The 25,998-nt window shown below is 60.9% G+C and carries 23 protein-coding genes and 4 tRNA genes; 12 read left to right on the top strand and 15 right to left on the bottom strand.

The annotated features are described in order from the left end of the window. Nucleotides 1–113 precede the first annotated feature (113 nt). Together KBY02_RS05035 and KBY02_RS05030 are read left to right on the top strand one after the other, a co-directional pair. A complete protein-coding gene (locus KBY02_RS05035; protein ID WP_003404142.1) occupies nucleotides 114–599 on the top strand; it encodes a hypothetical protein in 486 nt (161 codons plus the stop codon). 86 nt (nucleotides 600–685) lie between these two features. Next, a complete protein-coding gene (locus KBY02_RS05030; RefSeq protein WP_011268526.1) occupies nucleotides 686–2,035 on the top strand; it encodes a sensor histidine kinase in 1,350 nt (449 codons plus the stop codon). Here KBY02_RS05030 and KBY02_RS05025 read toward each other — a convergent pair whose 3' ends face one another. Beyond that, entirely contained in the window at nucleotides 2,036–2,596 is a 561-nt protein-coding gene (locus KBY02_RS05025) for a nitroreductase family protein (RefSeq protein ID WP_003404145.1), read from the bottom strand. Between the two features lie 173 nt (nucleotides 2,597–2,769). Between KBY02_RS05025 and KBY02_RS05020 the strand changes: the two genes are divergently transcribed. Then, nucleotides 2,770–4,224, top strand: a complete 1,455-nt coding sequence (locus tag KBY02_RS05020) for a TrkH family potassium uptake protein (RefSeq protein ID WP_003369828.1) — start codon at nucleotides 2,770–2,772, stop codon at nucleotides 4,222–4,224. Nucleotides 4,225–4,873: 649 nt separating this feature from the next. Continuing rightward, nucleotides 4,874–5,185: a DUF962 domain-containing protein gene (locus KBY02_RS05015; protein ID WP_003393857.1), complete on the top strand. Its 312-nt coding sequence runs from the start codon at nucleotides 4,874–4,876 to the stop codon at nucleotides 5,183–5,185. Nucleotides 5,186–5,195: 10 nt separating this feature from the next. Here KBY02_RS05015 and KBY02_RS05010 read toward each other — a convergent pair whose 3' ends face one another. The 4 genes from KBY02_RS05010 to KBY02_RS04995 form a co-directional block, all read right to left on the bottom strand. Further along, nucleotides 5,196–6,017, bottom strand: coding sequence for a UDP-2,3-diacylglucosamine diphosphatase (locus KBY02_RS05010; RefSeq protein ID WP_024660900.1), 822 nt, complete (start codon nucleotides 6,015–6,017; stop codon nucleotides 5,196–5,198). A 93-nt stretch (nucleotides 6,018–6,110) separates the two neighbouring features. After that, nucleotides 6,111–6,413: a SelT/SelW/SelH family protein gene (locus KBY02_RS05005; protein ID WP_011268529.1), complete on the bottom strand. Its 303-nt coding sequence runs from the start codon at nucleotides 6,411–6,413 to the stop codon at nucleotides 6,111–6,113. 51 nt (nucleotides 6,414–6,464) lie between these two features. Then, a complete protein-coding gene (locus KBY02_RS05000; protein ID WP_024660901.1) occupies nucleotides 6,465–7,289 on the bottom strand; it encodes an ABC transporter ATP-binding protein in 825 nt (274 codons plus the stop codon). A 4-nt stretch (nucleotides 7,290–7,293) separates the two neighbouring features. After that, a complete protein-coding gene (locus KBY02_RS04995; protein ID WP_024652863.1) occupies nucleotides 7,294–8,151 on the bottom strand; it encodes an ABC transporter permease in 858 nt (285 codons plus the stop codon). A 257-nt stretch (nucleotides 8,152–8,408) separates the two neighbouring features. Between KBY02_RS04995 and KBY02_RS04990 the strand changes: the two genes are divergently transcribed. Next, entirely contained in the window at nucleotides 8,409–9,497 is a 1,089-nt protein-coding gene (locus tag KBY02_RS04990) for an LLM class flavin-dependent oxidoreductase (RefSeq protein ID WP_011268532.1), read from the top strand. 65 nt (nucleotides 9,498–9,562) lie between these two features. On the opposite strand, the gene KBY02_RS04985 is transcribed toward KBY02_RS04990, so the two are convergent. After that, nucleotides 9,563–10,468, bottom strand: coding sequence for a LysR family transcriptional regulator (locus tag KBY02_RS04985; protein ID WP_103754131.1), 906 nt, complete (start codon nucleotides 10,466–10,468; stop codon nucleotides 9,563–9,565). Nucleotides 10,469–10,675: 207 nt separating this feature from the next. Between KBY02_RS04985 and KBY02_RS04980 the strand changes: the two genes are divergently transcribed. From KBY02_RS04980 to KBY02_RS04965, 4 genes are all read left to right on the top strand, one after another. Next, on the top strand, nucleotides 10,676–11,281 hold the full coding sequence (locus tag KBY02_RS04980; protein ID WP_024640850.1) for a cysteine dioxygenase: 606 nt from the start codon (nucleotides 10,676–10,678) through the stop codon (nucleotides 11,279–11,281). Next, nucleotides 11,278–12,861, top strand: coding sequence for a rhodanese-related sulfurtransferase (locus KBY02_RS04975; RefSeq protein ID WP_103714400.1), 1,584 nt, complete (start codon nucleotides 11,278–11,280; stop codon nucleotides 12,859–12,861). The genes KBY02_RS04980 and KBY02_RS04975 overlap by 4 nt, the downstream gene beginning before the upstream one ends. A 224-nt stretch (nucleotides 12,862–13,085) precedes the next feature. After that, nucleotides 13,086–14,075 (top strand): ABC transporter substrate-binding protein, encoded by a 990-nt coding sequence (locus tag KBY02_RS04970; protein WP_024652861.1) that lies wholly within the window; start codon nucleotides 13,086–13,088, stop codon nucleotides 14,073–14,075. Nucleotides 14,076–14,096: 21 nt separating this feature from the next. After that, complete coding sequence (locus KBY02_RS04965; protein WP_024652860.1) at nucleotides 14,097–15,290, top strand: acyl-CoA dehydrogenase family protein; 1,194 nt, start codon at nucleotides 14,097–14,099, stop codon at nucleotides 15,288–15,290. Nucleotides 15,291–15,297: 7 nt separating this feature from the next. Here KBY02_RS04965 and KBY02_RS04960 read toward each other — a convergent pair whose 3' ends face one another. The 3 genes from KBY02_RS04960 to KBY02_RS04950 form a co-directional block, all read right to left on the bottom strand. Next, the gene (locus KBY02_RS04960) at nucleotides 15,298–17,568 is read right to left on the bottom strand and encodes a molybdopterin guanine dinucleotide-containing S/N-oxide reductase (protein ID WP_225649933.1); all 2,271 of its coding nucleotides are present in this window, start codon (nucleotides 17,566–17,568) and stop codon (nucleotides 15,298–15,300) included. Nucleotides 17,569–17,602: 34 nt separating this feature from the next. Beyond that, a complete protein-coding gene (locus KBY02_RS04955; protein ID WP_172452238.1) occupies nucleotides 17,603–18,595 on the bottom strand; it encodes an ABC transporter substrate-binding protein in 993 nt (330 codons plus the stop codon). Nucleotides 18,596–18,712: 117 nt separating this feature from the next. Then, the gene (locus tag KBY02_RS04950; RefSeq protein ID WP_024660905.1) at nucleotides 18,713–19,621 is read right to left on the bottom strand and encodes a LysR family transcriptional regulator; all 909 of its coding nucleotides are present in this window, start codon (nucleotides 19,619–19,621) and stop codon (nucleotides 18,713–18,715) included. A 183-nt stretch (nucleotides 19,622–19,804) separates the two neighbouring features. Here KBY02_RS04950 and KBY02_RS04945 point away from each other — a divergent pair, with 183 nt between their 5' ends. Then, nucleotides 19,805–20,527: a pirin family protein gene (locus KBY02_RS04945; protein WP_024640857.1), complete on the top strand. Its 723-nt coding sequence runs from the start codon at nucleotides 19,805–19,807 to the stop codon at nucleotides 20,525–20,527. 135 nt (nucleotides 20,528–20,662) lie between these two features. Here KBY02_RS04945 and KBY02_RS04940 read toward each other — a convergent pair. The 4 genes from KBY02_RS04940 to KBY02_RS04925 all read right to left on the bottom strand — a co-directional run bounded on the left by KBY02_RS04940 (nucleotide 20,663) and on the right by KBY02_RS04925 (nucleotide 21,072). Beyond that, a tRNA-Gly gene (locus KBY02_RS04940) sits at nucleotides 20,663–20,738 on the bottom strand. A gap of 4 nt (nucleotides 20,739–20,742) precedes the next feature. After that, a tRNA-Glu gene (locus KBY02_RS04935) sits at nucleotides 20,743–20,818 on the bottom strand. Nucleotides 20,819–20,918: 100 nt separating this feature from the next. Then, a tRNA-Gly gene (locus KBY02_RS04930) sits at nucleotides 20,919–20,994 on the bottom strand. A gap of 2 nt (nucleotides 20,995–20,996) precedes the next feature. Beyond that, nucleotides 20,997–21,072 (bottom strand) — tRNA-Glu (locus tag KBY02_RS04925). 304 nt (nucleotides 21,073–21,376) lie between these two features. Here KBY02_RS04925 and KBY02_RS04920 point away from each other — a divergent pair. Continuing rightward, nucleotides 21,377–22,135, top strand: a complete 759-nt coding sequence (locus KBY02_RS04920; protein WP_011268541.1) for a hypothetical protein — start codon at nucleotides 21,377–21,379, stop codon at nucleotides 22,133–22,135. 54 nt (nucleotides 22,136–22,189) lie between these two features. Here the strand turns inward: KBY02_RS04920 and KBY02_RS04915 are convergent, their stop codons facing one another. Continuing rightward, nucleotides 22,190–22,672 (bottom strand): GAF domain-containing protein, encoded by a 483-nt coding sequence (locus KBY02_RS04915; RefSeq protein WP_016568678.1) that lies wholly within the window; start codon nucleotides 22,670–22,672, stop codon nucleotides 22,190–22,192. Further along, nucleotides 22,669–23,559, bottom strand: coding sequence for an ATP-binding protein (locus tag KBY02_RS04910; RefSeq protein ID WP_011268543.1), 891 nt, complete (start codon nucleotides 23,557–23,559; stop codon nucleotides 22,669–22,671). The genes KBY02_RS04915 and KBY02_RS04910 overlap by 4 nt, the downstream gene beginning before the upstream one ends. An 85-nt stretch (nucleotides 23,560–23,644) precedes the next feature. Between KBY02_RS04910 and KBY02_RS04905 the strand changes: the two genes are divergently transcribed. Then, the gene (locus KBY02_RS04905; protein ID WP_024638898.1) at nucleotides 23,645–25,996 is read left to right on the top strand and encodes an ATP-binding protein; all 2,352 of its coding nucleotides are present in this window, start codon (nucleotides 23,645–23,647) and stop codon (nucleotides 25,994–25,996) included. Nucleotides 25,997–25,998 lie beyond the last annotated feature (2 nt).

The following is a 25,998-nucleotide window of genomic DNA, read 5'->3' as shown; positions in this document are numbered from 1 at the left end:
CAACTTGCAGCTGCCCTTACACAAGCTTTACCAAGCGCTGACTGCGCTTGACCTTGATCTCCCTAAACTGGGCTCATCGGCATCGAGCCGCACTAGAGACAAGGAGATACACAATGCGCAAGACCCTGATCGCTTTGATGTTTGCCACTGCCCTGCCGACCATTGCCATGGCTGCACCACCAGCACCACCTGCCGGTGGCCCGGATGCTGACGGACCTGCCATGCACATGGATCGCGATGACCGCGGCCCAGGCCCTGGCCCACGTATGGATCGCGGCCCTGGCCCGATGGGACCGATGGCTGAGCTGGACCTGACACGTGAACAGCGTCAGCAGATCGAACGCCTGATGCGCGAGCAAAAGCATGAGCGCCGCGAAATCACTCAAAGCTACCTGGAAAAAATGCCTGCTGCCGACCAGAAAGCAATGCACGACGAAATCGAAGCCAAACGCTCCAAGACCGACAGCGAAGTTCGTGCACTGCTGAGGCCTGACCAGCAGAAGCTGTTTGACGAAATCAAGAAGAAAGAAGATGAGCGTCGCGCCGAATGGGCCGAGTTCAAGGCCTGGAAAGCGGCAAAAGCAGCAAAAACGCTGTAACCATCAGGCCTCGCGGCCCGGTGAGTTGAACACAACCCGGCATGCGCGCGCATGCCGGGCTTTTTTACTGAGACCGAGGAAATCCCGTGCGTTCATTGTTCTGGCGAATCCTGGCCAGCTTCTGGCTGGCCATCGCTCTGGTAGGCGGCCTGTCGGTGCTCATGGGGCATATGCTCAATCAGGATGCGTGGATCCTCAGTCGTCATCCGGTGCTCAACTCGTTGCCCGAACAGTGGACGCAACGCTTCGAGGACAAGGGCGCGGATAACGCTCAGGAATTTCTTCAGGACATCAAACGACGCAATCGTATCGACACGCAAGTGCTCAGCGACAGCGGCGAGCCGATGGTGCGCGGCACCTTCCCGCCCCGCGCCGCAGCCCTGGAAGCGCGGCAGCGGGAAGACGACGATCAGGGGCGCAAACTGCCCTGGCGCCGCCTGGCCACCGAGTACAGCAGCCCGAAGACCGGCGAAACCTACCTGTTTATCTACCGCGTTCCGCACCCGGAGCTCGACGAGTGGCACCGTCAGAGTCTGATGTGGCCGTTGAGCGCGCTGGGCATTGCCCTGGTGGTGCTGACCCTGTTCAGCCTGTTCGTGACGCTGTCGATTACCCGACCGCTGAGCCGCCTGCGCGGCGCAGTGTACGACCTGGGGCAAACCAGCTATCAACAGCACAGCCTCGGACAGCTGGCCAACCGCCGTGACGAATTCGGCGTGCTGGCCAAGGACTTCAACCGCATGGGTGCGCGCCTGCAAAGCCTGATTGGCAGCCAGCGCCAGTTGCTGCGCGATGTGTCTCATGAACTGCGCTCACCGCTGGCCCGGTTGCGCATCGCTCTGGCGCTGGCGGAACGCGCGGAGCCTGCCGAGCGTGAAAAGCTCTGGCCACGGCTGGGTCGTGAATGTGACCGGCTGGAGGCGTTGATCAGCGAGATTCTGGCCCTCGCACGCCTCGACGCCGAGCTTCGTGGCCCTGAGCCCGTCGACATCGAAGCCCTGCTGCAGCGCCTGAAGAGTGACACACAGCTGGACGGTGTCGACCAGAATATTCGCGTCGAGGTGCAGGACAACCTGCAGTTCAAAGGCTGGCCGGACATGATCGAACGTGCGCTGGACAACCTGCTGCGCAACGCGTTGCGCTTCAACCCGAGCGGCCAGAGCATCGATCTGCAGGCAACGCTGGTGGGCGATCACATCCGTCTGAGCGTTCGTGATCATGGCCCGGGGGTTGCCGACGAACACCTGACACAACTGGGAGAGCCGTTTTACCGCGCCCCCGGCCAGACCACGCCGGGTCACGGTCTGGGGCTGGCGATCGCCAAACGCGCAGCGGAACGACATGGCGGCACTCTGATGTTGGGCAATCACCCGGACGGCGGGTTTATCGCCACGCTGGATCTGCCCAGAGAGCCGCTCGGTTCATCGTCGGTCTGATCAGCCCTGCCACTCGCTGACAAACCCGCCCGTATCGACTTTTGGTGCTTCGCGCGGCGGGTTCAGCGGGGTGCCCAGATACAGAAAGCCGAGCACTTCTTCGCCGGCTTCAAGGCCGAAGCCTTTGGCTACCTGCGGCGCATAGGACAGCTCGCCAGTCCTCCAGACCGCACCGATACCCAGTGCATAAGCTGCCAGCAACACACCATGGGCGGCGCATCCGGCGGTGATCCGTTGTTCTGAGTGCGGGACTTTGAAGTGGTCCTGCAAGCGCGCGATCACGACCACCACCAAGGGTGCGCGAAACGGGCCAAGACGGGCCTTTTCCAGCGCCTGCGGGGTAACTTCTGCGCCACTCTCCTGCAGCGCCTGCGCCAGCATCTCGCCCATGCGCTCACGGGCCGCGCCTTCGACCGTCAGAAAACGATACGGCTTGAGCTGTCCATGATCCGGGGCGCGCAATGCGGCACCGAACAGGATTTCCCGCTGCGCAGCGTCCGGGGCCGGGTCGACCAGTCGTGGAACCGATACACGATTGAGCAAAACGTCGAGCGCCTGCATGGACTGTCTCCTTGAAAAGTGATCGAGCATTCTAGAGCCTGTTTAGCGTCAATAACGAGTGCGACGGACAATTCGTTACCTCTGCGCTTGCAGCCGGTCCTCGGCCGCGCCGGTTTACATGCCCTCAAGCGCAGGTAGAATGGCGCCTTTCCTCACACCAGCCAGAGCCTGTCATGTCGTTGCCGACCTTGCGTATCATCGGTTTCATTATCGGCATCTTCCTGATCACCCTGGCTGTTGCCATGATCGTACCCATGGCCACGCTGGTCATCTACGACCGTTTCGAAGACCTGCGCGAGTTTCTCTGGGCCAGCGCCATCACCTTTATCGCCGGCCTGGCGCTGGTGGTGCCCGGACGTCCCGACAACGTTCAGTTGCGCCCGCGGGACATGTACATGCTGACCGTCTCCAGCTGGATCGTGGTATGCATTTTTGCCGCCCTGCCCTTTCTGCTGACCCAGCACATCAGTTACACCGACTCGTTCTTCGAGAGCATGTCCGGCATCACGGCCACCGGCTCGACAGTACTCAGCAACCTGGACAGCATGTCACCGGGCATTCTGATCTGGCGTTCGATGTTGCACTGGCTGGGCGGTATCGGCTTCATCGGTATGGCCGTGGCGATTCTGCCCTTGCTGCGCATCGGCGGCATGCGTCTGTTTCAGACCGAGTCCTCGGACCGCTCGGAAAAGGTCATGCCCCGCTCGCACATGGTGGCCAAGTTCATCGTGCTCGCCTACGTGGGCTTTACCGCGCTGGGCAGCCTGGCTTTCTGGGCGGCGGGCATGAGTCTGTTCGACGCGATCAACCATGCGATGTCGGCGATTTCCACCGGCGGGTTCTCTACCTCCGACCAGTCGCTGGCCAAATGGCCGCAACCGGCGGTGCACTGGGTGGCGATCGTGGTGATGATCCTCGGCAGCCTGCCCTTTACCCTGTATGTCGCGACCCTGCGCGGCAACCGCAAGGCGTTGATCAAGGATGAGCAGGTTCAGGGCCTGATCGGGTTGCTGTTGATTACCTGGCTGGTCATGACCGTCTGGTACGCCAACACCACGGACCTGCCGTGGACCGAGGCGCTGCGCCATGTCGCGCTGAACGTGACTTCGGTGGTGACGACGACGGGTTTTGCACTCGGTGACTACAGCCTGTGGGGCAACTTCTCGCTGATGTTGTTCTTTTATCTGGGCTTTATCGGCGGCTGTTCCGGCTCGACAGCGGGCGGAGTGAAGATCTTCCGCTTTCAGGTGGCCTACATTCTGCTCAAGACCAACCTCAATCAACTGATCCATCCGCGCGCGGTGATGAAGCAGAAATACAACGGCCATCGGCTGGACGACGAGATCGTGCGCTCGATCCTGACCTTTTCGTTTTTCTTCACGATCACTATCTGTCTGATCGCGCTGATGCTGTCGCTGCTCGGGCTGGACTGGATGACTGCGCTGACTGGCGCTGCCAGTACGGTATCGGGTGTGGGACCAGGGCTGGGTGAGGTCATCGGGCCGGCGGGCAATTTCTCTACCCTGCCGGATGCGGCCAAATGGATTCTGTCCGGCGGTATGCTGCTTGGCCGTCTGGAAATCATTACTGTGCTGGTGCTCTGTGTACCGGCATTCTGGCGGCATTGAGGCCTGGCAGAGGCCGCGGGTAAGGCATTATTTATCGTCCCCATGCTGCGCGTGGGCATGCAGTTCGTGACGCTCCGCGTCACACCCCGGCTCTGCGATGTCAGGTGGATTGGGGCTCGACTCAGGTCACCTTTTCGCCCCTCGGCGACTCACTTTGAGGGACCAAAGTGAGCAACGTCAGTGCCATCGTGTTCGAAAAGCACTTTAGAGTAGTTTTGCTAGAGGCACGGTTCGGAAACTGATGACTATCGTCCCCACGCTCCGCGTGGGAATGCAGTTCGTGACGCTCCGCGTCACACCCCGGCTCTGCGATGTCAGCTGGATTGACGTTCGGCTCAGGTCACCTTTTCGCCCCTAGGCGACTCACTTTGAGGGACCAAGTGAGCAACGTCAGTGCCATCGTGTTCGAAAAGCGTTTCGATGGCAGTGGCTGTGGGTAAGGCATGACGGTGTTTCGCATCGTAGATTTGTGACGCGGAGCGTCACGAACTGCATGCCAACGCGGAGCATTGGCACGATAGTCGTAAGCATGAGCGCGAAGATCTGGCACGATAATCGTAAACATGAGCACGACTCGAATGCTCCACATCGGCACGACAGTCGGCTAAATTTGTGTATAACAACAAGAGCCCACACGAGGACAGGCACCGTGGATACCATCAGGCGTTTTTCGAGCTTTGCCGAGTTCTATCCGTTTTATCTTGCCGAGCACAGCAGCGCTACCAGCCGACGCTTGCATTTTGTCGGTACGTCTCTGGTGATTTTCCTGTTGGCGTTTGGTGTGGGCAGCGGTCGGTGGGGGTTGTTATGGTTATTGCCGGTCGCGGGTTACGGCTTCGCGTGGGCCGGGCATTTCTTTTTTGAGAAGAATCGTCCGGCCACGTTCAAGCATCCGTTTTACAGCCTGCTGGGCGACTTCGTGATGTATCGCGACATGCTCTTGGGCAAGGTGCCGTTCTAGGCCGGTTGCTTCAGGCAAGCGTTTCGCTGACGGGTTCCTCGAGCGCAACCTGTTGCGCCTTCAAATGCGCATCCGCCAGGCGGAACAGTTCGATGTTGCCGTCCAGGTGTTCGATCAGGGCGGTACAGGATTCGACCCAGTCACCGCAGTTGAGGTATTCCACGCCGCCCACCTGGCGAATTTCCGCATGGTGGATGTGCCCGCAGACCACCCCGTCCAGCCCGCGCTTCACGCATTCGTGGGCGATGGCTTCCTCGAAATCGCTGATGAAGTTCACTGCACTCTTGACCTTGTGCTTGAGGTACGCCGACAGCGACCAGTAGCCATAGCCGTATTTGGCGCGCCAGTGGTTGAGCCAGCGGTTGAGGGTCAGGGTGAATTCATAGGCCGAGTCGCCCAGAAAGGCCAGCCAGCGGTGGTAGCGGGTGATCACGTCGAACTGGTCGCCGTGAATGACCAGAAAGCGACGTCCATCGGCCGTGACGTGCTCGACTTCGTCGACCAGCTGGATGTTGCCCAGCACCAGCTTGGAGTAACGGCGCAGGAATTCATCGTGATTGCCGGTGACATAAATGACTTCGGTGCCGCGCTTGCTCATGGTCAGCAAGCGGCGAATCACGTTGCTGTGTGCTTGTGGCCAGTACATGCCGCCGCGCAGTTTCCAGCCATCGATGATGTCGCCGACCAGGTACACCTTGTCAGCCTGATAGCGCTTGAGAAAAGCGGAAAGGTGCTCGGCCTGGCAATCACGTGTGCCCAGATGAACGTCGGAAATCCACAAGGTGCGCACGCGCTGTTTGCGGCTGGGTGTGGCGAGCTGAGCACTGGTCATGTAACGACCTCCGGCAGGGTTTCCAGAAGAGTGGAGCATGCCGGTTAACCGAATGTGACACGTGCGTGGCGATGTCGTGACAGCGGCCCTGTATTACTGAGGGCTTGCCGGAGTATGACGGTCGTTATGGCCCAGATCGCGGGCCGGGTCGATCTGGTCCCGCAGCCGTTGCTTGAGCACTTTGGCTTCGGGAAAGCCGCCGTCGGCCTTGCGCTCCCAGAGTTGTACGCCGTCGCAGGTAATGCGGAACACGCCGCCGGTGCCTGGCTGCAGCGAGACTTTACCCAGATCGTCACTGAAGGTGCTCAGCAGTTCCTGGGCCAGCCAGGCAGCGCGCAACAGCCACTGGCATTGAATGCAATAGGTGATGATGACTTCAGGCTTTTCGGCAGGCATGGGCGTCCCCTTCGGAAATTCAGACGACCATGATACGCAGCGTGCGCCGAATCAACGAGCGTTGGCGAAGCGGCGCAATGCGCTGAGGGTCACGTCCTGTTCTGGCGCTTGCGGTGCGCTATCGACAGCCGCGTGCACCTTGACGCCCAGCAAGCCCAGCAAGCGGCTGCGAATCAGCTGAAACCCGGCCTGCCCGCTGTCGCGCTGGCGCGGCAGGTCGACGCGGATGTCGTCGGCAATCCTGCCGTCGGCCAGCACGATGACCCGGTCAGCGAGCAGGATCGCCTCATCGACATCGTGTGTCACCAGCAGCACCGCCGGGGTGTGTTTGCGCCACAGGTCGATGATCAGTTGATGCATGCGAATGCGCGTCAACGCATCGAGTGCGGCAAAAGGCTCGTCGAGCAGCAACAGTTTTGGCTCACGGACCAGCCCCCGCGCCAGTGCCACACGCTGCGCTTCGCCGCCGGACAAGGTGGCCGGAAAGGCATTCAGCCGATGCGCCAGGCCAACCTCGGTCAACGCCGCTTCGGCCCGAGCCTTGGCATCGTTGATACGCAAGCCGAGAACCACGTTCTTCCAGGCGCTTTTCCACGGCATCAGGCGCGGTTCCTGAAACACCGCCGCACGTGCCACCGGCACACGCAGTTCGCCGCTGTCGATCTTGTCCAGCCCGGCCAGGGTGCGCAGCAAGGTGGTCTTGCCGGAGCCACTGGCGCCGAGCAAGGCGACAAATTCGCCAGAAGCAATGTCCAGATTCAGCCCGTCGATGACCCGTTGCCGGCCAAACTGGCGCACCACGTTGCGCAGTTGTACAGGCGCCTGCCCCGCCTCGGGAGACACGGATGGAGTGTTGCGCAGATCGGGAGTCGCCATGTGTTCAATGCCTCACGAAGGTCGGTCGCCAGGCCAGCGCATAGCGCTCCAGCGTGCGAATGATGGCGTCGATCACCAGGCCAAGGACGCTGTAGATCAACAGGCAGATAACGATCACATCAGTGCGCATGAAGTCCCGTGCATCACTGGCCAGATAACCGATGCCAGCGGTGGTGTTGATTTGCTCGACAAAGACCAGGGCCAGCCACGAAATACCCAGTGAATAGCGCAGCCCGACAAAAAACGCAGGCAGCGAACCGGGCAGGATGACGTGCCAGATCAGTTCGCGGCGGCTCAAGCCGAGCGTATTGGCAGCCTCGATCAGTTTCGGGTCGATATTGCGGATGCCGGAAAACAGGTTCAGGTACACCGGAAAGGTGGTGCCCATGACGATCAGCGCCACTTTGGTGAACTCGCCAATGCCGAACCAGAGGATGAACAGTGGCACCAATGCCAGCGAGGGAATGGTGCGCAACATCTGCATGGGCGAGTCGAGAACGATTTCGCCGCGCCGGGAAAGCCCGGTCACCAGCGCAGCGACCACGCCGATGCTGACGCCAATGCTCAAGCCCAACAGTGCCCGTTGCAACGAGACCCACAAGTGGTGGGCCAGTTCGCCCGAAACGATCATCGACCAGAGCGTACCGCCGATCTGCGATGGCGCGGCAATCACGCGGACGGGCAGCAGGCCGGTTTGTGAGGCCAGTTCCCAGAGCAGCAACAGCACCAGCGGGCTGAGCAGACGCAAGACAAAGCCCGGCACTTGCCAGCGTGGGCGACCCGATTGCGAGACGCGCCCCTGTTCGGGTTTGTTCACCACCAGAAAACCGGGTTCTGCGGGGTTGAGCGTTGTGTCAGACATGGGTACATCCTTCCTGGACAAACCGGGCAGGACGCACCCGATGCATTATGAAGGCCATGTTATGAGCATAAGAACGCTGCGTGAAATTCGATTTAGACCTAAGCTAATAGTTAAAATATTTGATCACGACAAATATATATAATGCATATTTTTTATAATTAACTTAGACCGAAATCGAATTTCACAGCGTCTGCCCCTTGCCTTTATGGTGCCTCTCGACAAGGTCGAACGGACCTCAACCATTGGCAGGAGTTTTCATGAGCATCGAATTCATTGGCTATATCGCCACGCAACCCGGTTCTGAAATTCACCCGCGCAGCGGCGCGACCATCCAGCCCGACTACGTGAAGACCGTCGCCAAGGCTCATGAAGATGCCGGTTTTGATCGTGCACTGATCGCCTACCACTCCAACAGCCCGGACAGCACGCTGGTCGCAGCGCATGCCGCCAGCGTCACCACCAAGCTGAAGTTTCTGGTCGCCCATCGCCCTGGCTTCATCGCCCCTACTGTAGCGGCACGCCAGTTCGCGACGCTGGACGTGTTCAATGGCGGGCGCACCGCCGTGCATATCATCACCGGTGGTGACGACAAGGAACTGCGCGCCGACGGCAGCCACATCGGCAAGGACGAACGCTACGCACGCAGCGACGAGTACCTCAGCGTAGTGCGTCAGGAATGGACCAGCGACAAGCCGTTCGATCATAACGGCACCTACTACCAGCTCGAGGGTGCGCATTCACTGGTCAAATCCCCTCAGCAGCCACATATCCCTCTGTACTTCGGCGGCTCCTCGGCAGCGGCGATTGCGGTGGCCGGCAAGCACGCCGATGTTTATGCGTTGTGGGGCGAGACATACGAACAGGTGCGTGACGTGGTGAAGCAGGTTCGCGCCGAAGCCGCCAGACATGGGCGGACCATTCGTTTCAGCCTGTCACTGCGCCCGATTCTGGCCGAGACCGAGGAACAGGCCTGGGCACGTGCCGACAGTATTCTGGAAAAGGCCAAGGCCCTGGCAGACCGCAACGGCTTCGTACGTCGCGAACCACCGAATGAAGGATCACGCCGCCTGCTCGCCGCCGCTGCACAAGGATCGCGCCTGGACAAGCGCCTGTGGACCGGCATCGCCGGCCTGCTCGGCGCACAGGGCAATTCGACCTCGCTGGTCGGCACCCCGGAACAGGTCGCCGAAGCGCTGCTGGATTACTACGATCTGGGGATTACTACCTTCCTGATTCGCGGCTTCGATCCACTGGAAGATGCCATCGACTACGGCAAGAAGCTGATCCCGCTGACCCGCGCATTGGTGGCGCAGCGTGAACAGCAGGCTCGCGAACAGGTCGCCTGATTCAACTCATACCCTGCGGGCCGGTCTGACGCCCGGCGCCGGACTGCCTGCCCGCGATGCGGTATTCAGGCGGCTGCCGAGACCGGCTTGAGCGACCGCGCCACCAGTGCGCCAAAGGCGTCGACCGGCGCTTGCAGGTTACCCAGAAAGCGCGGGTAGAACAGCCACAGATCCATCACCGGCTTGAAGTCCCTGAGCGGCAGCGCCACCAACTGCTCGCGGTGCGCGCTGCGTTCCAGCAACGGCCTGGGCACCAGGCCAAGCCCCATGCCATCAGCCACCAGCCCCAGTTGCAGCTCGGTGCCGAAGGTTTCCAGATTGACCTTCATGCTCAGGCCCTGATCGGTCAGCGTGCGCTGCAAGCCTGCACGAAAGCCGCAGCCGTCCGGATTCAGCACCCAGCCCTGCTCATAACAGTCCGCCAGCTTGCCGGGCTTTTTCGGGGCCAGCCCCCTGGCGCAGACCACCACCAGCTCCATCTTGCCAATCGACTGACCGATGATGTTGTCTGGAAATATCTTGCCCGCCGGAAACAGCGCAGCCGCCGCATCCAGCTCGCCGTTTTCGATCTTGCCGATCAGGTGGCTGCCCCAACCGGTGCTGACCTGCGCACGCAGATCGGGAAATTCCCCACGCAACTGCTTGAGCGCATCGAGCAGCACCACGTCACCGATGGTTTGCGGCACGCCCAGACGCAACAGACCGCTGGGCGGCGTGTCACTCGCCACCAGCTCGCGCAACGAATCCATCTCGCGCAGGATCGCCAGGCACTTCTGGTACACCTGAAGCCCCATCGGAGTCGGCTTGAGCGGCTTGGTATTGCGGTCGAACAGCTCGACTCCGAGGGCTTGCTCGAAATTCTGCACCCGCCGCGTGATGGCTGGCTGGGTCAGATCCAGCGATTCAGCAGCGTGGCTGATCGACTGGCAGCGGATGACTGCAACGAACGCATCGATATCATCAATTTTCATTCGGACCGCACATAAAAAATGGATTAAACATAGGCAAAAAGCATAGTACCAGCCGGCGCTCATGAATAGCCCGAGCGTAGATTTCGCGGATTACGACAAAGAAGTAAAAGACGTTTTCGTTATAACCTAATCATTAAAAAATAGCATATTAAATATCCATATTATGCTTATATCGAACCATTCCCCGACTTTGATCTGGAAATGGACATGACTCAGAACCGACACCCGGAACGACTCGGGGCGTTTATCGATGCCCTCACCGAACTGCTTGGCAGCGAGCCGCACGAAGGCGATCTGTTGCGTCGCGGCGGCAAGCTGCTGGCGCAGCTGGTCAGCCACGATGACTGGCTGGCAGAAGAATTCACCGTACCCGACGCCAGTCGCTATCAGCAATTTCTGCTGCATGCCGATCCGCAGCAGCGCTTTTCGGTAGTCAGTTTCGTCTGGGGGCCGGGGCAGCGCACGCCGATTCACGACCACCGCGTCTGGGGGCTGATCGGCATGCTGCGCGGCGCGGAAGACGCCCAGGGCTACCGTCGCAACGCGCAAGGGCGCCTGGAAACCAGCGGCCCGGCGATTCGCCTGCAACCCGGGCAGGTCGAGGCGCTGTCACCGCACAGCAACGATGTCCATCAGGTCAGCAACGCCTTCAACGATCAGGTGTCGATCAGCATCCACGTTTACGGCGCCGATATCGGCACCGTCAAGCGTGCGGTCTATGACCTCGACGGCAGCGAAAAACTGTTCATCTCCGGCTATTCGAACGCCGCCACTGCCCATCAGGATCAGCCAACAGGGAGCCCCACCCCATGACCACACCTGCCACCCGATCATTCGCCGACATTCGCCAGGCCTTGCTGGACCGTCAGGAGCTGGCCCTGGTAGACGTCCGCGAAGAGGCACCCTTTGCCCAGGCTCATCCGCTGTTTGCCGTGAACATCCCGTTGTCGAAGCTGGAGCTGGAGGTTTTCTCCCGCATCCCGCGACGCGACACGGCCGTGACGCTGTACGACGATGGCGAAGGCTTGGCCCAGATCGCCCTGCAACGCCTGCAGACACTGGGCTACAGCGACGTGAAACTGCTCGACGGCGGCCTGCAGGGCTGGCGCGCGGCTGGCGGCGAGCTGTTCATCGACGTGAATGTGCCGAGCAAGGCGTTTGGCGAGCTGGTGGAGCATCACCGCGCCACCCCGTCGCTGGCCGCAGAAGAGGTCAAGCGCCTGCTCGACAGCAATGCCGACGTGGTGGTGCTCGATGCCCGGCGCTATGACGAATACCAGACCATGAGCATTCCCGGCGGCATCAGCGTGCCGGGTGCCGAACTGGTGCTGCGGGCACGTGAGCTGGCACCGGATCCCACTACTCGAATCATCGTCAATTGTGCCGGTCGCACGCGCAGCATCATCGGCACCCAGTCGCTGGTCAACGCGGGTCTGCCCAACCCGATCAACGCACTGCGCAACGGCACCATTGGCTGGCTGCTGGCCGGCCAGACGCTGGACCATGGCCAGAACCGGCGTTTTGCGGCAGTCAGTGAAGAGACCCGCGAAACCGCCAGTGCCGATGCCCGCAAGGTGGCCGATCGCGCCAGCGTCAAACGTGCCAGCCGTGCCGATCTGCAACGCTGGCAAGCCGAGGCTTCACGCACCACTTACCTGTTCGATGTACGCACCCCGGAAGAGTTTGCCAAAGGCCACCTGCCCGGCGCGCGCTCTACACCGGGCGGGCAACTGGTGCAGGAAACCGATCATTTCGCCAGCGTACGCGGTGCGCGAATCGCTCTGCTGGACGACGACGGCGTACGCGCCAACATGTCGGCCTCCTGGCTGGCACAGTTGGGCTGGGACGTGGCGGTGATCGATGACCTGGATGCGGCCGACTTCAGCGAACAGGGCGACTGGGACGCGCCCTTCCCGACGCCGCCGCAGGTGGAGGCGATCAGCGTCGAGACTCTCACCCAGTGGCAGACACAGGTAAAGGTGGCGGTGCTGGATTTCACCGCCAGCGCCAACTATGTCAAACAGCATATTCCCGGCGCCTGGTGGACCTTGCGTGCCGACCTGAAACAGGCGCTGAACAAGCTGCCGGCTGCTGACCGCTATGTCTTGACCTGCGGCAGCAGCCGTCTGGCGCGCTTCGCCGTAGCCGACCTCGAAGCGTTGACCGACAAGCCGGTGTTCCTGCTCGAAGGCGGCACCGCCAGCTGGATCAAGGCAGGTCTGCCGCTGGAGCACGGCGAAAGCCGACTGGCCTCGCCACGCATCGATCGCTACCGCCGCCCGTACGAAGGCACCGACGCACCGCGCGAGGCCATGCAGGCGTATCTGGACTGGGAATTTGGCCTCGTAGAACAGCTGGGACGTGACGGGACACATGGGTTTTACGTGATTTGATGCCGTTGAGTACACCGCGCAGCGCATTGGCACAAGCGCCAAGTGGGAGCGAGCTTGCTCGCGAAGAGGGCGCTACATTCAGTGCATTTTCTGCGTCTGGAACAGGGTCTTCGCGAGCAAGCTCGCTCCCACAAGGCTGCGTCCGACTCTAAAGGTGAGGCGTATTGGCACAAGCGTCAAAGGCTCATCAGGACTATTCATCACCCTATTGGAGACACACTTAAATGCTGCCTTTTTTCAAATCCCCCCTGCCCTTCAAAAGCCTGTTGCTGGGCGCGCTGTTGAGCGGCATGGCAGGTCAGCAGGTTCTGGCCGCTGAGCTGGCACCGTTGCTGGTGGCCAACCAGAAGTCACTGCTCAAAGTGCTGTTGCAGGTCTCCGGCGAACTCAAGGGTGTGCCGTACGAAATCAAGTTCTCCGAGTTCCCTTCGGCCGCGCCTTTGGGTGAAGCGCTGAATGCCGAGGCAGTGGATATCGGTGCGCTGGGTGATGCGCCCTATGTGTTCGCTCTGGGGGCGGGTGCGCCATTGAAAGTGGTCAGCATCACCCACGCCCAGGGCCGCTTCACCACCGCCGTGCTGGTGCCGAAAGACTCGCCGATCAAAACCGTTGCCGACCTCAAGGGCAAGCGCATCGTCACCGGACGCGGCTCCATCGGCCACTATCTGGCGATCCGCGCCTTGCATGAGGCCGGGCTGAAAACCAGTGATGTTACCTTCATCAATCTGCTGCCCAGCGAATCGCGCCTGCTGCTGGACAGTGGCGATGCCGACGCCTGGGCGACCTGGGACCCGTACACCACGATTTCCATCACGCAAAGCGACGCGCGGGTGCTGGTCAGTGGCAGCGAGCTGCTGAGCAACCATCTCTACCTTGCCGCAACCAGCAAGGCCATCGAAGGCAAGCGCGCGCAACTGGACGATTTCGTTGCCCGTGTGGAGCGCGCCTTCAATTGGTCCAACGCCCATCCCGAGGAGTACGCGGCGGCCCAGGCGAAAGTCACCGGCCTGCCCCTGGCGGTGCACCTCGCAGTGGCCAACGCAACGAAAATGCAGCGCACGCCGATTGACGATCAGATTGTCCAGGGCCTGCAAAACACTGCCGACACTTACCTGGCTGAAGGCATCCTGAGCAAACGCATCGACGTTTCGACAGGCTTCGACAAAAGCTTCAACGCATCGCGCGCACAGATCGCGCAGGCCGCCGCTCAATAAACGCTGCGAAAAGGACCCCGCATGACACTCTCGACCCTGCGCCCTACCCCGCGCCAACTGCATGACGCGCCCGAGTCCGCCGAGGACTTCAGTAAACGGCTGGCAGAACTGACCGCAGCGCTGGCCGAAACTGCCGAGCAATACGACATCAGCGCGCAATTTCCGCATGCCAACTTCCAGCGGCTGCACGCTCACGGCCTGCTTGGCCTGACCGTTCCGACCGAACTGGGCGGCGGCGGTGCCGACTTGCCCCGTGCTCAACAGGTAATCAGCGCGGTGGCCAGGGGAGAGCCGTCGACGGCGTTGGTTCTGGTCATGCAATACCTGCAGCATTCAAGGCTGCAGGAGAACCGCAACTGGCCGAGCCATCTGCGCGTGCAGGTTGCCGAACAGGCCGTGCGTGAGGGCGCCTTGATCAACGCCCTGCGCGTAGAGCCCGATCTGGGAACGCCCGCGCGCGGCGGCCTGCCAGGCACCATCGCGCGCCGCACCGCTCAAGGCTGGCGCATCAGCGGCAGCAAGATCTACTCCACCGGCAGCCAGGGTCTGACCTGGTTTGCCGTGTGGGCGCGCAGCGATGACGATGACCCGCTGGTGGGCAGCTGGCTGGTTCACAAGGACACGCCGGGCATCACCATCATTGAGGACTGGGACCATCTGGGCATGCGCGCGACCAGCAGCCACGAAGTCAGATTCGACAACGTGCTGGTGCCACTCGATCACGCGGTCAGCGTCAGCCCGTGGAGCGCTCCGCAATCCGAACTGGATGGGTCGGGCATGCTGTGGATGGCGGTGCTGCTATCGTCGGTCTACGACGGCATCGCTCAATCCGCCCGCGATTGGCTGGTGCACTGGCTGGAACAGCGCACGCCCTCCAACCTTGGCGCGGCGCTGTCGACCCTGCCGCGCTTTCAGGAAACCGTCGGGCAGATCGATACCCTGCTGTTCGCCAATCGCAGCCTGCTGCACTCGGCTGCCCACGGGCACACACCTGCACAACACGCTGGGCAGATCAAATACCTGGTGACCGGCAATGCCATCCGTGCGGTGGAACTGGCCATCGAGGCTTCGGGAAATCCGGGACTGTCACGCAGCAACCCGTTGCAGCGCCACTACCGCAACGTCCTGTGCGGCCGGGTGCATACCCCACAGAACGACGCAGTGCTGGTGAGCGCGGGCAAGGCGGCGTTTGCGGCGCGCAGCACAGACCAATAATCCCCCGTCAGAGCAGTGACGGCGGTTCGAACGCCGTCACCGGCGGCAGGTCCTGATCCCATTTGACGATGTCCACCGATGCCGTCTGCGCTGCACAACCCTGCGACAGGCTGGAGGCACCCGCATCTTCGGTGATCACATTCGGGTTACCGTGCTTTTCCAGGCTGCCCCGCTCGCCGTGCACCAGCGGATCGAACCAGGCCCCGGTGGCGATCTGCACTACGCCAGGGCGAATACCGTCCGACACGATCACTCCGGCCAGAAACGCGCCCCGCTCGTTGAACACCTTGACCACATCGCCATCGACCAGTCCACGGACGCGAGCATCCAGCGGGTTGAGGGTCAGCGGCTCGCGCGCCTGAATTTTCGAAGAGCGACTGTAACTGCCGTGATCATACTGACTGTGCAAACGGGTTTTCGGTTGGTTGGACAACAGGTGCAGCGCGTGGGTCGGCGCAGGCTTTTCCAGCCACACCGGGTGACCGGGACAATCGGCATAGCCAAAGCCTGCGATGCGCTCGGAGAAAATTTCGATGCGTCCGGACGGCGTCGGCAACGGATGCGCGTCAGGGTCATGACGAAAGGATTCGAGCAACACGTTGTCGGTGTGCGGGTAGTCTATTTCCAGTACACCGTCACGCCAGAACTGCTCGAACTCCGGCAGGGTGATGCCAAACGTTTCGGCCCGTTGCCGAGACTCGTCATAGATAAAGCGCAGCCATTCCCCCGCATCCCGACCTTCGGTAAACGCCTGTGCCACCCCCAGCCGTTCGGCCAGCGCAGCCAGAATCGAGTAGTCATCACGCGCCTCTCCCACGGGCTCGATGGCCTGCTGCATGGCGATCATGAAACGGTCGGAGGCCGAACTGCCGATGTCATTGCGCTCCAGGGCCGTGGTGGCCGGAAGCACGATGTCGGCATAGCGTGCCTGGGCGGTCCAGAACTGCTCGTGGACGATGATGGTTTGCGGCCGCTGCCACGCCTCCAGCAGCCGGTTGAGGTCCTGATGGTGGTGAAAGATATTGCCACCCGCCCAGTACACCAGGCGAATGTCCGGGTACCTGCGTGGCTGCCCGTTGTAATCGAAGGGCGTCCCGGGGTTGAGCAACATGTCCGTCACCCGCGCGACCGGAATGAACGCCTTGACCGGGTTGCTGCCCTGGGAAAAGCGCGGCCCCGAGAACGCCTTGCGGCCACTGCCGGTGTTGTTCATGCAGCCATACCCCAGACCGAAACCGGCACCGGGCAAACCGATCTGTCCCAACAGCGCGGCCAGAGTCACGGTCATCCAGAACGGTTGCTCGCCATGTAGCGAACGCTGCAATGAATAGGCGACGTTGATCATGGTGCGCTTGCTGGCCATGCGTCGGGCCAGCTCGACAATCTGCTGTGCAGGAATATCGGTCAGCGCCTCGGCCCAGTGCGGGTCTTTCGGCCGGCCATCGGTGTGGCCCAGCAGGTAATCGCGAAAACGCGCATAGCCCACGGTATAGCGCTGGACGAAATCCTCGTTGTGCAGCCCTTCACTGATCAATACCCAGGACAGCGCCATCATCAACGCCGTGTCGCTGCCGGGACGTACCGCCAGCCACTGGTTATGCGTCGGGCCAACCAGATCGTCACGCAGCGGGCTGACATTGACGAACTGCACGCCCGCGTCGGACATACGCTGTAGCGCGTCGCCCAGCAGATGGTCGCTGGCACCACCGGGGCTGGTCTGCGCATTCTTGGCGGGCAAGCCACCGAACGCGACGAACAGCTCGCAATGCTCGGCCAGGTTTTTCCAGGAGGTATGCGCCGCCAGCAACCAGTCCATGTTGCCGACGATGTGCGGCATCAGCACCCGTCCGGCACCCAGACTGTAGCTGTCGGTGCTGAACACATAACCGCCGATGCAGTTAAGGAAGCGATGCAACTGGCTTTGCGCATGATGAAAACGCCCCGCGCTGCCCCAGCCATAGCTGCCGCCGAAAATAGCCTGATTGCCATGCTCGTGTCGGACTCGCTGCAACTCGCTGGCGACCAGATCCAGCGCGACCTCCCAGGAAACCTCGATGAACGGCTCCTGACCACGCAGATCCGGCCGTCCACCGGCCTGCTGAAGAAAACTGCGGCGTATCGCCGGGCGCCTGATGCGGGTCGGTGAGGTAATGGCCTCGGCAACCGAATCGCCGATCGGAGACGGGTCCTTGTCCCATTCTGCTGGCAGCAGCCCGGTCAGCTTGCCGTCCTCGACCTGTGGACGGTAAGCGCCCCAGTGCAATGATGTGAAACTCATGGTGATGGCTCCCGGATAGCGCAGTGGCAGACGGTCAGCGCACTGCCTGCGCCTGATCGGCCAGCGCGGCACTGAACGACTCGTCAAACACGCTGGCGGCAGGATAACGCTTGGTCAGCCCCGCGTTGTTGAAAAAATCGATGGTCTGCTGCGCACCGGCCACCACTTGCGCAGTGATCGGCACGACCACCACCTGGGCGCGGGAGAACCAGCGGCGTGCTACCTCGGCATCGGCCTTGGTCAGCGCGGCCCACGCGTTGGCATAGCGTTCATTGTGCTGCGGATCGCTGACCGACCAGGCGCGAGCGGCCTGCAGGCGTTGCAGGAAATCGCTGATCTGTGCACGCTTGTCCTTGATCGCCTGATCGTTGGCGACGATGAAGCTTTGCGCCGGAATCAAGCCCTCGGCAGTCGCGATAATCCGCGCGCCCTGCCGTTCCTGTTGAGTGACGTAGGGTTCCCAGGTAGCAATCGCATCCACCGAACCGCCGTCCAGCGCGTGGGAGGAATCCAGTGCGCTGAGGTAGCGATAGTCAACGGCATCGCGGGCGATACCGGCCTTGTCCAGTGCAGTGAGCACCAGTTGCTGGCTGAACGAACCTTTCCAGATGGCGACCTTCTTGCCCGCCAGATCCGCCACGGTCTTGATTGGCGAGTCCTTACGCACAACGATGGCAACGCCGTCGAGGTTCTGTCGCGACACACCGATGACCTTGATCGGAGCCCCCAGCGCGCCCATGAACAGCGCAGGCGAATCACCCAGCAAGCCAATATCCAGGCTGCCGACGTTCAAGGCCTCGGCGACCGGCGAGCCTGCGGTGAACTGCTTCCATTCCAGTTCGTAAGGCAGATCCTTGAGCACCCCGGCGGCTTCCATCACGGTGCGGGCGCTGTAACTCTGATCGCCGACGATCAGATTGGCCGCCTGGGTATTGAGCGAGGCCACAAGGCTCAGCGCCAGCCCCTTCAGCAAGCGTTGGCTCCAGCGGACGAGGGTCGTTGGCACAGGTAGGTTCTCCACAGGCATTGGGCAAATCGAAATGATCGGCAACGACCCTAACACCCGAACAAAAATTAGCTAAATTCATTTTTGTTCTAGCCTAAGATGCAAATTAATCATCAATGAATCGGCCGCCAGCCTGCTTCAAGCTTGCCGATCATTCAGTTCGAGACCTGATTCCAGACGCTCGCGCAGGAACTCGATGAATGCCTGCACCGGTCGCGACGCCTGTCGGTGTTGCGGATAAACCGCGGACAGCGTCAATGGCTCGGGACGCAGGTCATCCAGCACCCGGACCAGGCTGCCCTCGCGCAACGCCGCGCCGACAATGAAAGTCGGCAAATAGGTGATGCCCAGCCCGGCAATGGCTGATTCCCTCAGCAGCTCGCCATTATTGGCGCGCATACGCCCGCTGACATTGAGGGTCAACGGCTTGTCCTGCCCTTGAAAACGCCACTGCGCCTGACGGCTGTGGCCATAGGGCAGGCAATCATGGGTGTGCAGGTCATCGGGCTTTTGTGGTGTGCCACGCTCGGCCAGGTACGCCGGGCTGGCGCAGTACACCCGGTCGATAGAAGCAATGCGCCGGGCGATCAGACTGGAGTCTTCCAGCACCCCGATACGCAGCACCACGTCGTAGCCTTCGCTGATCACATCCACCGGACGATCACTCAGGTCCACTTCCACCGCCACCTCGCGATAGCGCTGCAAAAACAGCGGCAGCAGGCACGCCAGGTGCGTAACGGCAAACGACAGCGGCGCACTCACGCGCAGGGTGCCGCGCGGTTCGTTGTTCTGTCCGGTGATGCCCTGTTCCACCTGCTCAAGCTCGGCGAGCAGACGCAGGGCCGATTCGTAGTAACTCTGCCCCAACGGCGTGACATCCAGACGTCGCGTCGAGCGGTTGAGCAGGCGTACGCCCAGACGCTCCTCCAGTTGCATCAGGCGACGACTGACAAACTGCTTGGACAGGCCCAGCTTGTCGGACGCAGCGGTCAGGCTGCCGGACTCCATTACCTGGCAGAACATGCGCATGTCTTCAAAAGGGTTCATGTGTTGCGACCTGATCAAGCGCTAATGGCGTTCGACAGAGCGTAACGCAGCATTGAACACTGTCAACCTCAGAGAGACAGTCATTCATATTTCAGCTACTTATTGCGACAGTCGATAAGCCGTACTCTTCGTCCTACGTGATCGACTGCTGAATGTGCAGCGTCGATAGATGGAGAAAGAATCATGCTGACTCTTCGCAAAGCCTCCGATCGTGGTGCAGCCGATCATGGCTGGTTGAAATCCTTTCACACCTTTTCCTTTGCCGGCTATCGCAACCCGCAGGAACAGGGCTTTTCCGACCTGCTGGTGATCAACGATGACCGTGTCAGTGCAGGCAAAGGCTTCGGCCAGCATCCTCACCGGGACATGGAGATCTTTTCCTACGTGCTGGAAGGCGCGCTGGAACACAAGGATACGCTGGGCACCGGCTCGGTGATTCGCCCTGGCGACGTGCAGTTGATGAGCGCCGGCACCGGTGTAGCGCACAGCGAGTTCAACCACTCGCACACCGAGGGCGTGCATTTTCTGCAGATCTGGATCGTGCCGAATGTTGCAGGCGCGACGCCCAACTACCAGGAAAAGCATTTCAGCCCCGAGCAGAAACGCGGTCGCTTGCAGTTGATCATTTCGCCGGAAGGCGAGAACGGTGCGCTCAAAGTGCGCCAGGACGCTCGCGTGTATGCCGGCCTGTTCGATGGCGATGAAACCGCCACCCTGGAGCTGGCAGCCAACCGCTATGCCTACGTGCACGTTGCCCGTGGCAGTGTGGTGCTCAATGGCGAGCAACTGGGCGAAGGGGATGGCGTGCGTGTTCGCGACGAACAGATTCTGAGCCTGAGCGCAGGGGTTGACGCAGAGGTGTTGGTGTTCGACATGCGGCCAAATGAATTGCCGCAGATGCCTTGAGCCTGAAACGAAAAAACGCCGCTCTTAATAGAGCGGCGTTCCTTTATATAACGTTAAAAACCCGTGACGTTAAAATATCTGGCTTAAAACGCACAAACAAAAACGCCGCTCTGTTGAGCGGCGTTTTTGTGAATTTGGAGCGGGAAACGAGACTCGAACTCGCGACCCCGACCTTGGCAAGGTCGTGCTCTACCAACTGAGCTATTCCCGCAATATGGCGTCCCCTAGGGGACTCGAACCCCTGTTACCGCCGTGAAAGGGCGGTGTCCTAGGCCACTAGACGAAGGGGACACTGCCTGAAACACAATGGTGTGTGTTTCAGTTCCAGACATCATCCGAAGACGTGTTCTGGTTTCACTCAACCCTGCCCAAAGGCAAAGCTGCTTAAAATTGGAGCGGGAAACGAGACTCGAACTCGCGACCCCGACCTTGGCAAGGTCGTGCTCTACCAACTGAGCTATTCCCGCAATGGCGTCCCCTAGGGGACTCGAACCCCTGTTACCGCCGTGAAAGGGCGGTGTCCTAGGCCACTAGACGAAGGGGACACACGTACAACATTCACTACTTATTGGCGCTACGCTGTGTGCTTTACGCTGTAAGTGGCGCGCATTCTATGGATGGATTGAGGGGTCGTCAACCCCCATGTGAAAATTTATTGAAATCAATAACTTCGATGCCGTTCGGACGCTGACCGACTGTCGCCAGGCGCGCGGCTGATCAATCTCCCCTCATCTATATAGAAGAGATGCCGACAAACTCCGAGAGGGACATCTATGCGCAGTAGTGCTTAGCCACTACACTCGCACTAAAACTAATTGAACGAATGAGGTTTGCACAGTGACTCCACTCATGATCACGCTGATGGTAGTAGCAGGTATCGCACTGCTCATCGCGATCGGCTACCTGAATCACGTCGCTGAAAACGGCAAACTGGAGAAGGCTCGCACCAAGGTCGAACTGGGCGATCGCCTGCGTCGCTGCAGCGAGATCACCGAAGTGTTCCCGGGCCAGCTGATGTCCCCCGCCTTGAAGCTGTTGCTCGCGCGGCTGGAGCTGAACGTCGTGCAGCGCATGCTGAACATGGAGAAAGGCAACGCTCAGCTCAAGCACCGTATTGGCGAACTGGAAGAGCAGATTGCCAAGGGCGAAGGCATCGACATACCCAACCCGGTCACACCGATCCAGACCGAAGCCAAGGCCAAGGACGTGCGTTTTCTGCTGGAAGCCCTGCATGGTCAGGTGACGCGTGCTGCACATGACGGCTTTCTGCAGACCAGCGAAGCGAAACACTGGATCCGTGAAATCCGCACGATCCTGGTCAACCTGCACATCGAATTCTTCAACAACCTTGGCCAGACTGCACTTTCTCAGGATCAGCCAGGTCAGGCACGTCTGGCATTCGAGCGCGGCGTACAGTATTTGCGCAACCAGCCGGACCCGGTCACTTATCAACAGCAACTGCTGGCGATGGAAAAACAACTGGCCCGTGCCAACTCCGTAGTGCTGACCAACACCGCGCCGACCGAAGACGACGACAACGCACTGACCGAAGGCCTCAAGCAGGACGACACCGAATCGGAATGGAAGAAGAAAGTCATCTACGATTGATGACTGCCCCGCCGCTGCCGGGCTTGTGCTCCGGGCAGCGGCAGGCCGACCGGCTCAGCAGTCGGTCGATGCCAGAAAGATCGCCGCAAGACGCTCGATCCCTGCCTGATCCTCTTCGTTGAAACGCCCCACACTCGGACTGTCCAGGTCCAGCACACCGATCAGACGTCCCTCCTTGATCAATGGCACCACCAACTCGCTGTTCGATGCGCTGTCGCAGGCAATGTGCCCGGGAAACTCGTGAACGTCCTGCACACGCTGGGTTTGTCGGCTCTGCGCCGCCGCCCCGCAAACGCCCCGGCCGAAAGGAATGCGTACGCAGGCGATCTGCCCTTGAAACGGCCCCAGCACCAGTTCTTCGTTGCGATTGAGGTAAAAGCCCGCCCAGTTCAGATCATCGAGCTGGGTGTAGAGAAACGCCGAAAACTGCGCCGCATTGGCGATGAAATCGCGCTCGTCGGCCAATAGTGCTTCCAGTTGTGCGGCCAGCAAACCATAGCCGTCCAGGCCCGCGCCGGTGTTTTGCAAATCAATCATGTGTGTTGCTCCAACAATTCAAGTCCTACCCAGTAACGTGCAAATTGATAGGCGCAGCGGCCATTGCGATTGCCGCGCGCGGTTGCCCAGCGAATCGCGGCTTTTTCCAGGTTTTCGTCGCGCTGCCACTGCAATCCGGCTTTTTGCGCCAATTGCGTGATCCAGTGCTCGACCACGTTCAGATAATGTTCCTGAGTGAACGGATAGAACGACAGCCATAGCCCGAACCGGTCAGACAAGGCGATTTTGTCTTCGACGGCCTCACTGGGGTGCAGTTCACCGTCAACGTGCTTCCAGTCAACGTTGTCACTTTCCTTCTCGGGCACCAGGTGACGACGATTGGAGGTCGCGTACAGCAGCACGTTGTCTGGCGCCTGCTCCAGCGAGCCGTCGAGTACACTCTTCAGGACGCGATAATCACCCTCGCCCGACTCGAACGACAGGTCATCGCAGAACAGCACGAAACGCTGCGGCAGCTTGTGCAGTTGTTCGACCACACGCGGCAAGTCGCCCAGGTGATCGCGTTCGATCTCGATCAGACGCAGCCCGGCCGGGGCGTACTCGGCCAGCAGCGCGCGGATCAAGGATGACTTGCCGGTGCCGCGCGAACCCCAGAGCAAAGCGTGGTTGGCAGGCAGCCCGTCGATGAACTGGCGGGTATTGCGCCCCAACTGATCGCGCTGCAAGTCGACGCCGATCAGATCGGTCAGGCGTGTATCCAGGCTTACTTGCAACGGCATCAGGTAACCGCTGCGGCCTTCTTGCACCCAGCGCGCGGCCAGTGCCTGCGACCAGTCGACCGGCTCGCGCAGCGCTGGCAGCAACGGCTCCAGCCGGGCCAGCACGGCGTCGGCACGCTGCAGAAAAGCATCCAACCGAGAATCCACGGGATCTCCTTATATTTAACTGATTAGTCAGCAGTGCCGATCGGCTATGCTTGGCCGGCACCGGGCACCAGAAGTGGCAGTACTCATGGATATATCGCTCAAAAACAGGCTGTCGTTCAAGCAGGCGCGCCTGGCTGTATCGATCGGCTTCGTGCTGGGGACCCTGCTGAGCCTGTTCCAGATTGCGATCGATTATGCCAGCGAAGACGCTTCCATCAATCGTGAAATCAAGTCACTGCTGGAAATCATCCAGAACCCGGCGTCGCGCATCGCTTATAACATCGACTCGGAGCTGGCCCAGGAACTCACGCTCGGCCTGCTGCGCTCGCCTGCCGTGGTCAGCGCCAGGCTTACCGATAACAACGACGCCGTGCTCTCCAGCGTCGAGCGCCCCATGGCCACCGGGCGTTATCGGGTGTTCAGCGACTGGCTGTTCGGCGAAAGCCGGCAGTTTCAGGAAAAGCTGCACCTCAATCACCTGCCCAATGAAACCATCGGCACACTGTACCTGACCGTGGACACCTTCGCGTTCGGCAGCCACTTTCTGCAGCGCGCCGAAATCACCCTGCTCAACGGCTTTGTGCGCAGCCTGGCGCTGGCCGGGATTCTGACCATTCTGTTTTACGCGACCCTGACCAAGCCGCTGGTGAGGGTAATCCGCGAACTGAGCAGTCGCGATCCGCGCAACCCTGACCAGGGCAAAATAACCTGCCCGCCCTACCATGCCCAGGATGAAATCGGCGTGCTGGTCGAGACGTTCAACCGTCAGTTTGAAACCATGAGCAGCGAGTTTTCCAGGCGACGCGCGGCCGAGGACCGGCTGACCGACCACCTCAATGAACTGGAAAACATCGTCTCGGCGCGCACCAACGAGCTCAAGGCCAGCAACCTGCGCCTGCGCGAATCCAACGAGGAACTGCAGATAGCACGCAGCACGGCGCTGGACATGGCCCATGCGCGCTCGGCATTTCTGGCGCACATGAGCCATGAGATTCGTACACCGCTCAACGGTCTGCTGGGCATGCTGGCGCTGTCGCTGGACAGTCCGCTGGGTGCCGAACAACGCCAGCAGCTAATGATCGCCCACGACTCAGGCAAGGTGCTGGTCGAGCTGCTCAACGATATTCTCGACATGTCCAAGTTCGATGCCGGTCACCTGGAGATCGAGCGCATTCCTTTCGACCTTGGGATGTTGATCGAGGACACCGCCAATCTGCTGTCGCAGAACGCAGCGCCCAGCGTGGAGCTGACCTGCCTGATCGCGCCGGACTTCCCGGCCATGGTCACCGGCGATCCGACCAGGGTGCGTCAGATCGTCAGCAACCTGCTGTCCAACGCCCTCAAGTTCACCCGTTTCGGGCGCGTCGATGTGCGTCTGACTCACCATCGGGACGCCAGCTCCGGTGAACACCGGGTGCGCATCGAAGTCCGCGACACCGGCATCGGCATTGCGCAGGACGCCCAGACCCGAATCTTCCAGCCGTTCACCCAGGCTGAGACGGCCATCACCCGCCAGTACGGCGGCACCGGACTGGGCCTGGCGCTGACCAACAACCTCTGCGAGGCCATGAATGGCACGTTGAGCATCCAGTCGCAGTCCGGTTTCGGCAGCCAGTTCTGCGCCGAGCTGCCGCTGCCGGTCCACGTGCCTGCGGTTACTCAGACGCCGCTCAAGGGCCGGGTGACGGTGGTCAGCTCGGCAGGCAGCGGACTGGTGGAGCTGCTGGGCAGTCTGCTGCCGTTCTGGGGGGTCGACCTCAAGCGACGCAGCATCGACGATCGCGCACAAGCAGTGGACCTCGACGGCAGTTCCGATCTGGTCATCACCGACTGTCCCGAATGCCTGTTTACGATTCGCCCCACCACACCCGTGCCGATCCTGCTGGTGACCGCCTATGGCAACTTCATGCCCGGCGAACAGGTTGCCGCCCTGGCCCCGCTGCAACAGCAGGCCCGGCCACTGGCGCGCAACGCGCTTTACCACACGCTGCGGCGCATACTGGGTCAGGAAGAAACGGGGCTCAAGGACACACAGGCGCTCGAACATACGGCGCCACGTCTGGCGCGGGTGTTATTGGTCGAGGACAATCCGGTCAATCAACTGGTCGCCAAGGGCATCCTCGGCAAACTGGGTTGCGAAGTGATCATCAGCAGCCATGGCGGCGAAGCCCTGGAACAGCTGGAGCAAGGCCATTTCGATCTGGTATTGATGGACTGCAACATGCCGGTCATGGACGGCTATGAAGCCAGCCGCCAGATCCGCAGCAGCGGCCGCTGGCCGAACCTGCCGATCGTTGCCCTTACCGCCAACGCCATGCCCGATGAGCGCGAGCGCTGCAAGGCGGCGGGCATGAATGACTATCTGGCCAAGCCGTTCCGGCGTGCCGAACTGGTCAGCATTCTCGATCAGTGGATACCCATTACCGGCATCGACTGAAG

The sequence above is a fragment of the Pseudomonas sp. P129 genome (assembly GCF_020312195.1).
Taxonomy (GTDB): domain Bacteria; phylum Pseudomonadota; class Gammaproteobacteria; order Pseudomonadales; family Pseudomonadaceae; genus Aquipseudomonas; species Aquipseudomonas fragariae.
The sequence above is the reverse complement of the archived record's forward strand: the minus strand, read 5'-3'. Positions and strand labels throughout refer to the sequence as shown.

What these genes read in the sequence shown, in the direction of transcription:
- KBY02_RS05000 (WP_024660901.1), bottom strand. Translation starts at nt 7,289, where the DNA reads ATGGCGACTCCCGATCTGCGCAACACTCCATCCGTGTCTCCCGAGGCG.
- KBY02_RS04980 (WP_024640850.1), top strand. Translation starts at nt 10,676, where the DNA reads ATGACTCAGAACCGACACCCGGAACGACTCGGGGCGTTTATCGATGCC.
- KBY02_RS05035 (WP_003404142.1), top strand. Translation starts at nt 114, where the DNA reads ATGCGCAAGACCCTGATCGCTTTGATGTTTGCCACTGCCCTGCCGACC.
- KBY02_RS05005 (WP_011268529.1), bottom strand. Translation starts at nt 6,413, where the DNA reads ATGCCTGCCGAAAAGCCTGAAGTCATCATCACCTATTGCATTCAATGC.
- KBY02_RS04970 (WP_024652861.1), top strand. Translation starts at nt 13,086, where the DNA reads ATGCTGCCTTTTTTCAAATCCCCCCTGCCCTTCAAAAGCCTGTTGCTG.
- KBY02_RS04960 (WP_225649933.1), bottom strand. Translation starts at nt 17,568, where the DNA reads ATGAGTTTCACATCATTGCACTGGGGCGCTTACCGTCCACAGGTCGAG.
- KBY02_RS04915 (WP_016568678.1), bottom strand. Translation starts at nt 22,672, where the DNA reads ATGATTGATTTGCAAAACACCGGCGCGGGCCTGGACGGCTATGGTTTG.
- KBY02_RS04995 (WP_024652863.1), bottom strand. Translation starts at nt 8,151, where the DNA reads ATGTCTGACACAACGCTCAACCCCGCAGAACCCGGTTTTCTGGTGGTG.
- KBY02_RS05010 (WP_024660900.1), bottom strand. Translation starts at nt 6,017, where the DNA reads ATGACCAGTGCTCAGCTCGCCACACCCAGCCGCAAACAGCGCGTGCGC.
- KBY02_RS05025 (WP_003404145.1), bottom strand. Translation starts at nt 2,596, where the DNA reads ATGCAGGCGCTCGACGTTTTGCTCAATCGTGTATCGGTTCCACGACTG.
- KBY02_RS04990 (WP_011268532.1), top strand. Translation starts at nt 8,409, where the DNA reads ATGAGCATCGAATTCATTGGCTATATCGCCACGCAACCCGGTTCTGAA.
- KBY02_RS04905 (WP_024638898.1), top strand. Translation starts at nt 23,645, where the DNA reads ATGGATATATCGCTCAAAAACAGGCTGTCGTTCAAGCAGGCGCGCCTG.
- KBY02_RS04950 (WP_024660905.1), bottom strand. Translation starts at nt 19,621, where the DNA reads ATGAACCCTTTTGAAGACATGCGCATGTTCTGCCAGGTAATGGAGTCC.
- KBY02_RS04965 (WP_024652860.1), top strand. Translation starts at nt 14,097, where the DNA reads ATGACACTCTCGACCCTGCGCCCTACCCCGCGCCAACTGCATGACGCG.
- KBY02_RS04985 (WP_103754131.1), bottom strand. Translation starts at nt 10,468, where the DNA reads ATGAAAATTGATGATATCGATGCGTTCGTTGCAGTCATCCGCTGCCAG.
- KBY02_RS04920 (WP_011268541.1), top strand. Translation starts at nt 21,377, where the DNA reads ATGATCACGCTGATGGTAGTAGCAGGTATCGCACTGCTCATCGCGATC.
- KBY02_RS05020 (WP_003369828.1), top strand. Translation starts at nt 2,770, where the DNA reads ATGTCGTTGCCGACCTTGCGTATCATCGGTTTCATTATCGGCATCTTC.
- KBY02_RS04955 (WP_172452238.1), bottom strand. Translation starts at nt 18,595, where the DNA reads ATGCCTGTGGAGAACCTACCTGTGCCAACGACCCTCGTCCGCTGGAGC.
- KBY02_RS04975 (WP_103714400.1), top strand. Translation starts at nt 11,278, where the DNA reads ATGACCACACCTGCCACCCGATCATTCGCCGACATTCGCCAGGCCTTG.
- KBY02_RS04945 (WP_024640857.1), top strand. Translation starts at nt 19,805, where the DNA reads ATGCTGACTCTTCGCAAAGCCTCCGATCGTGGTGCAGCCGATCATGGC.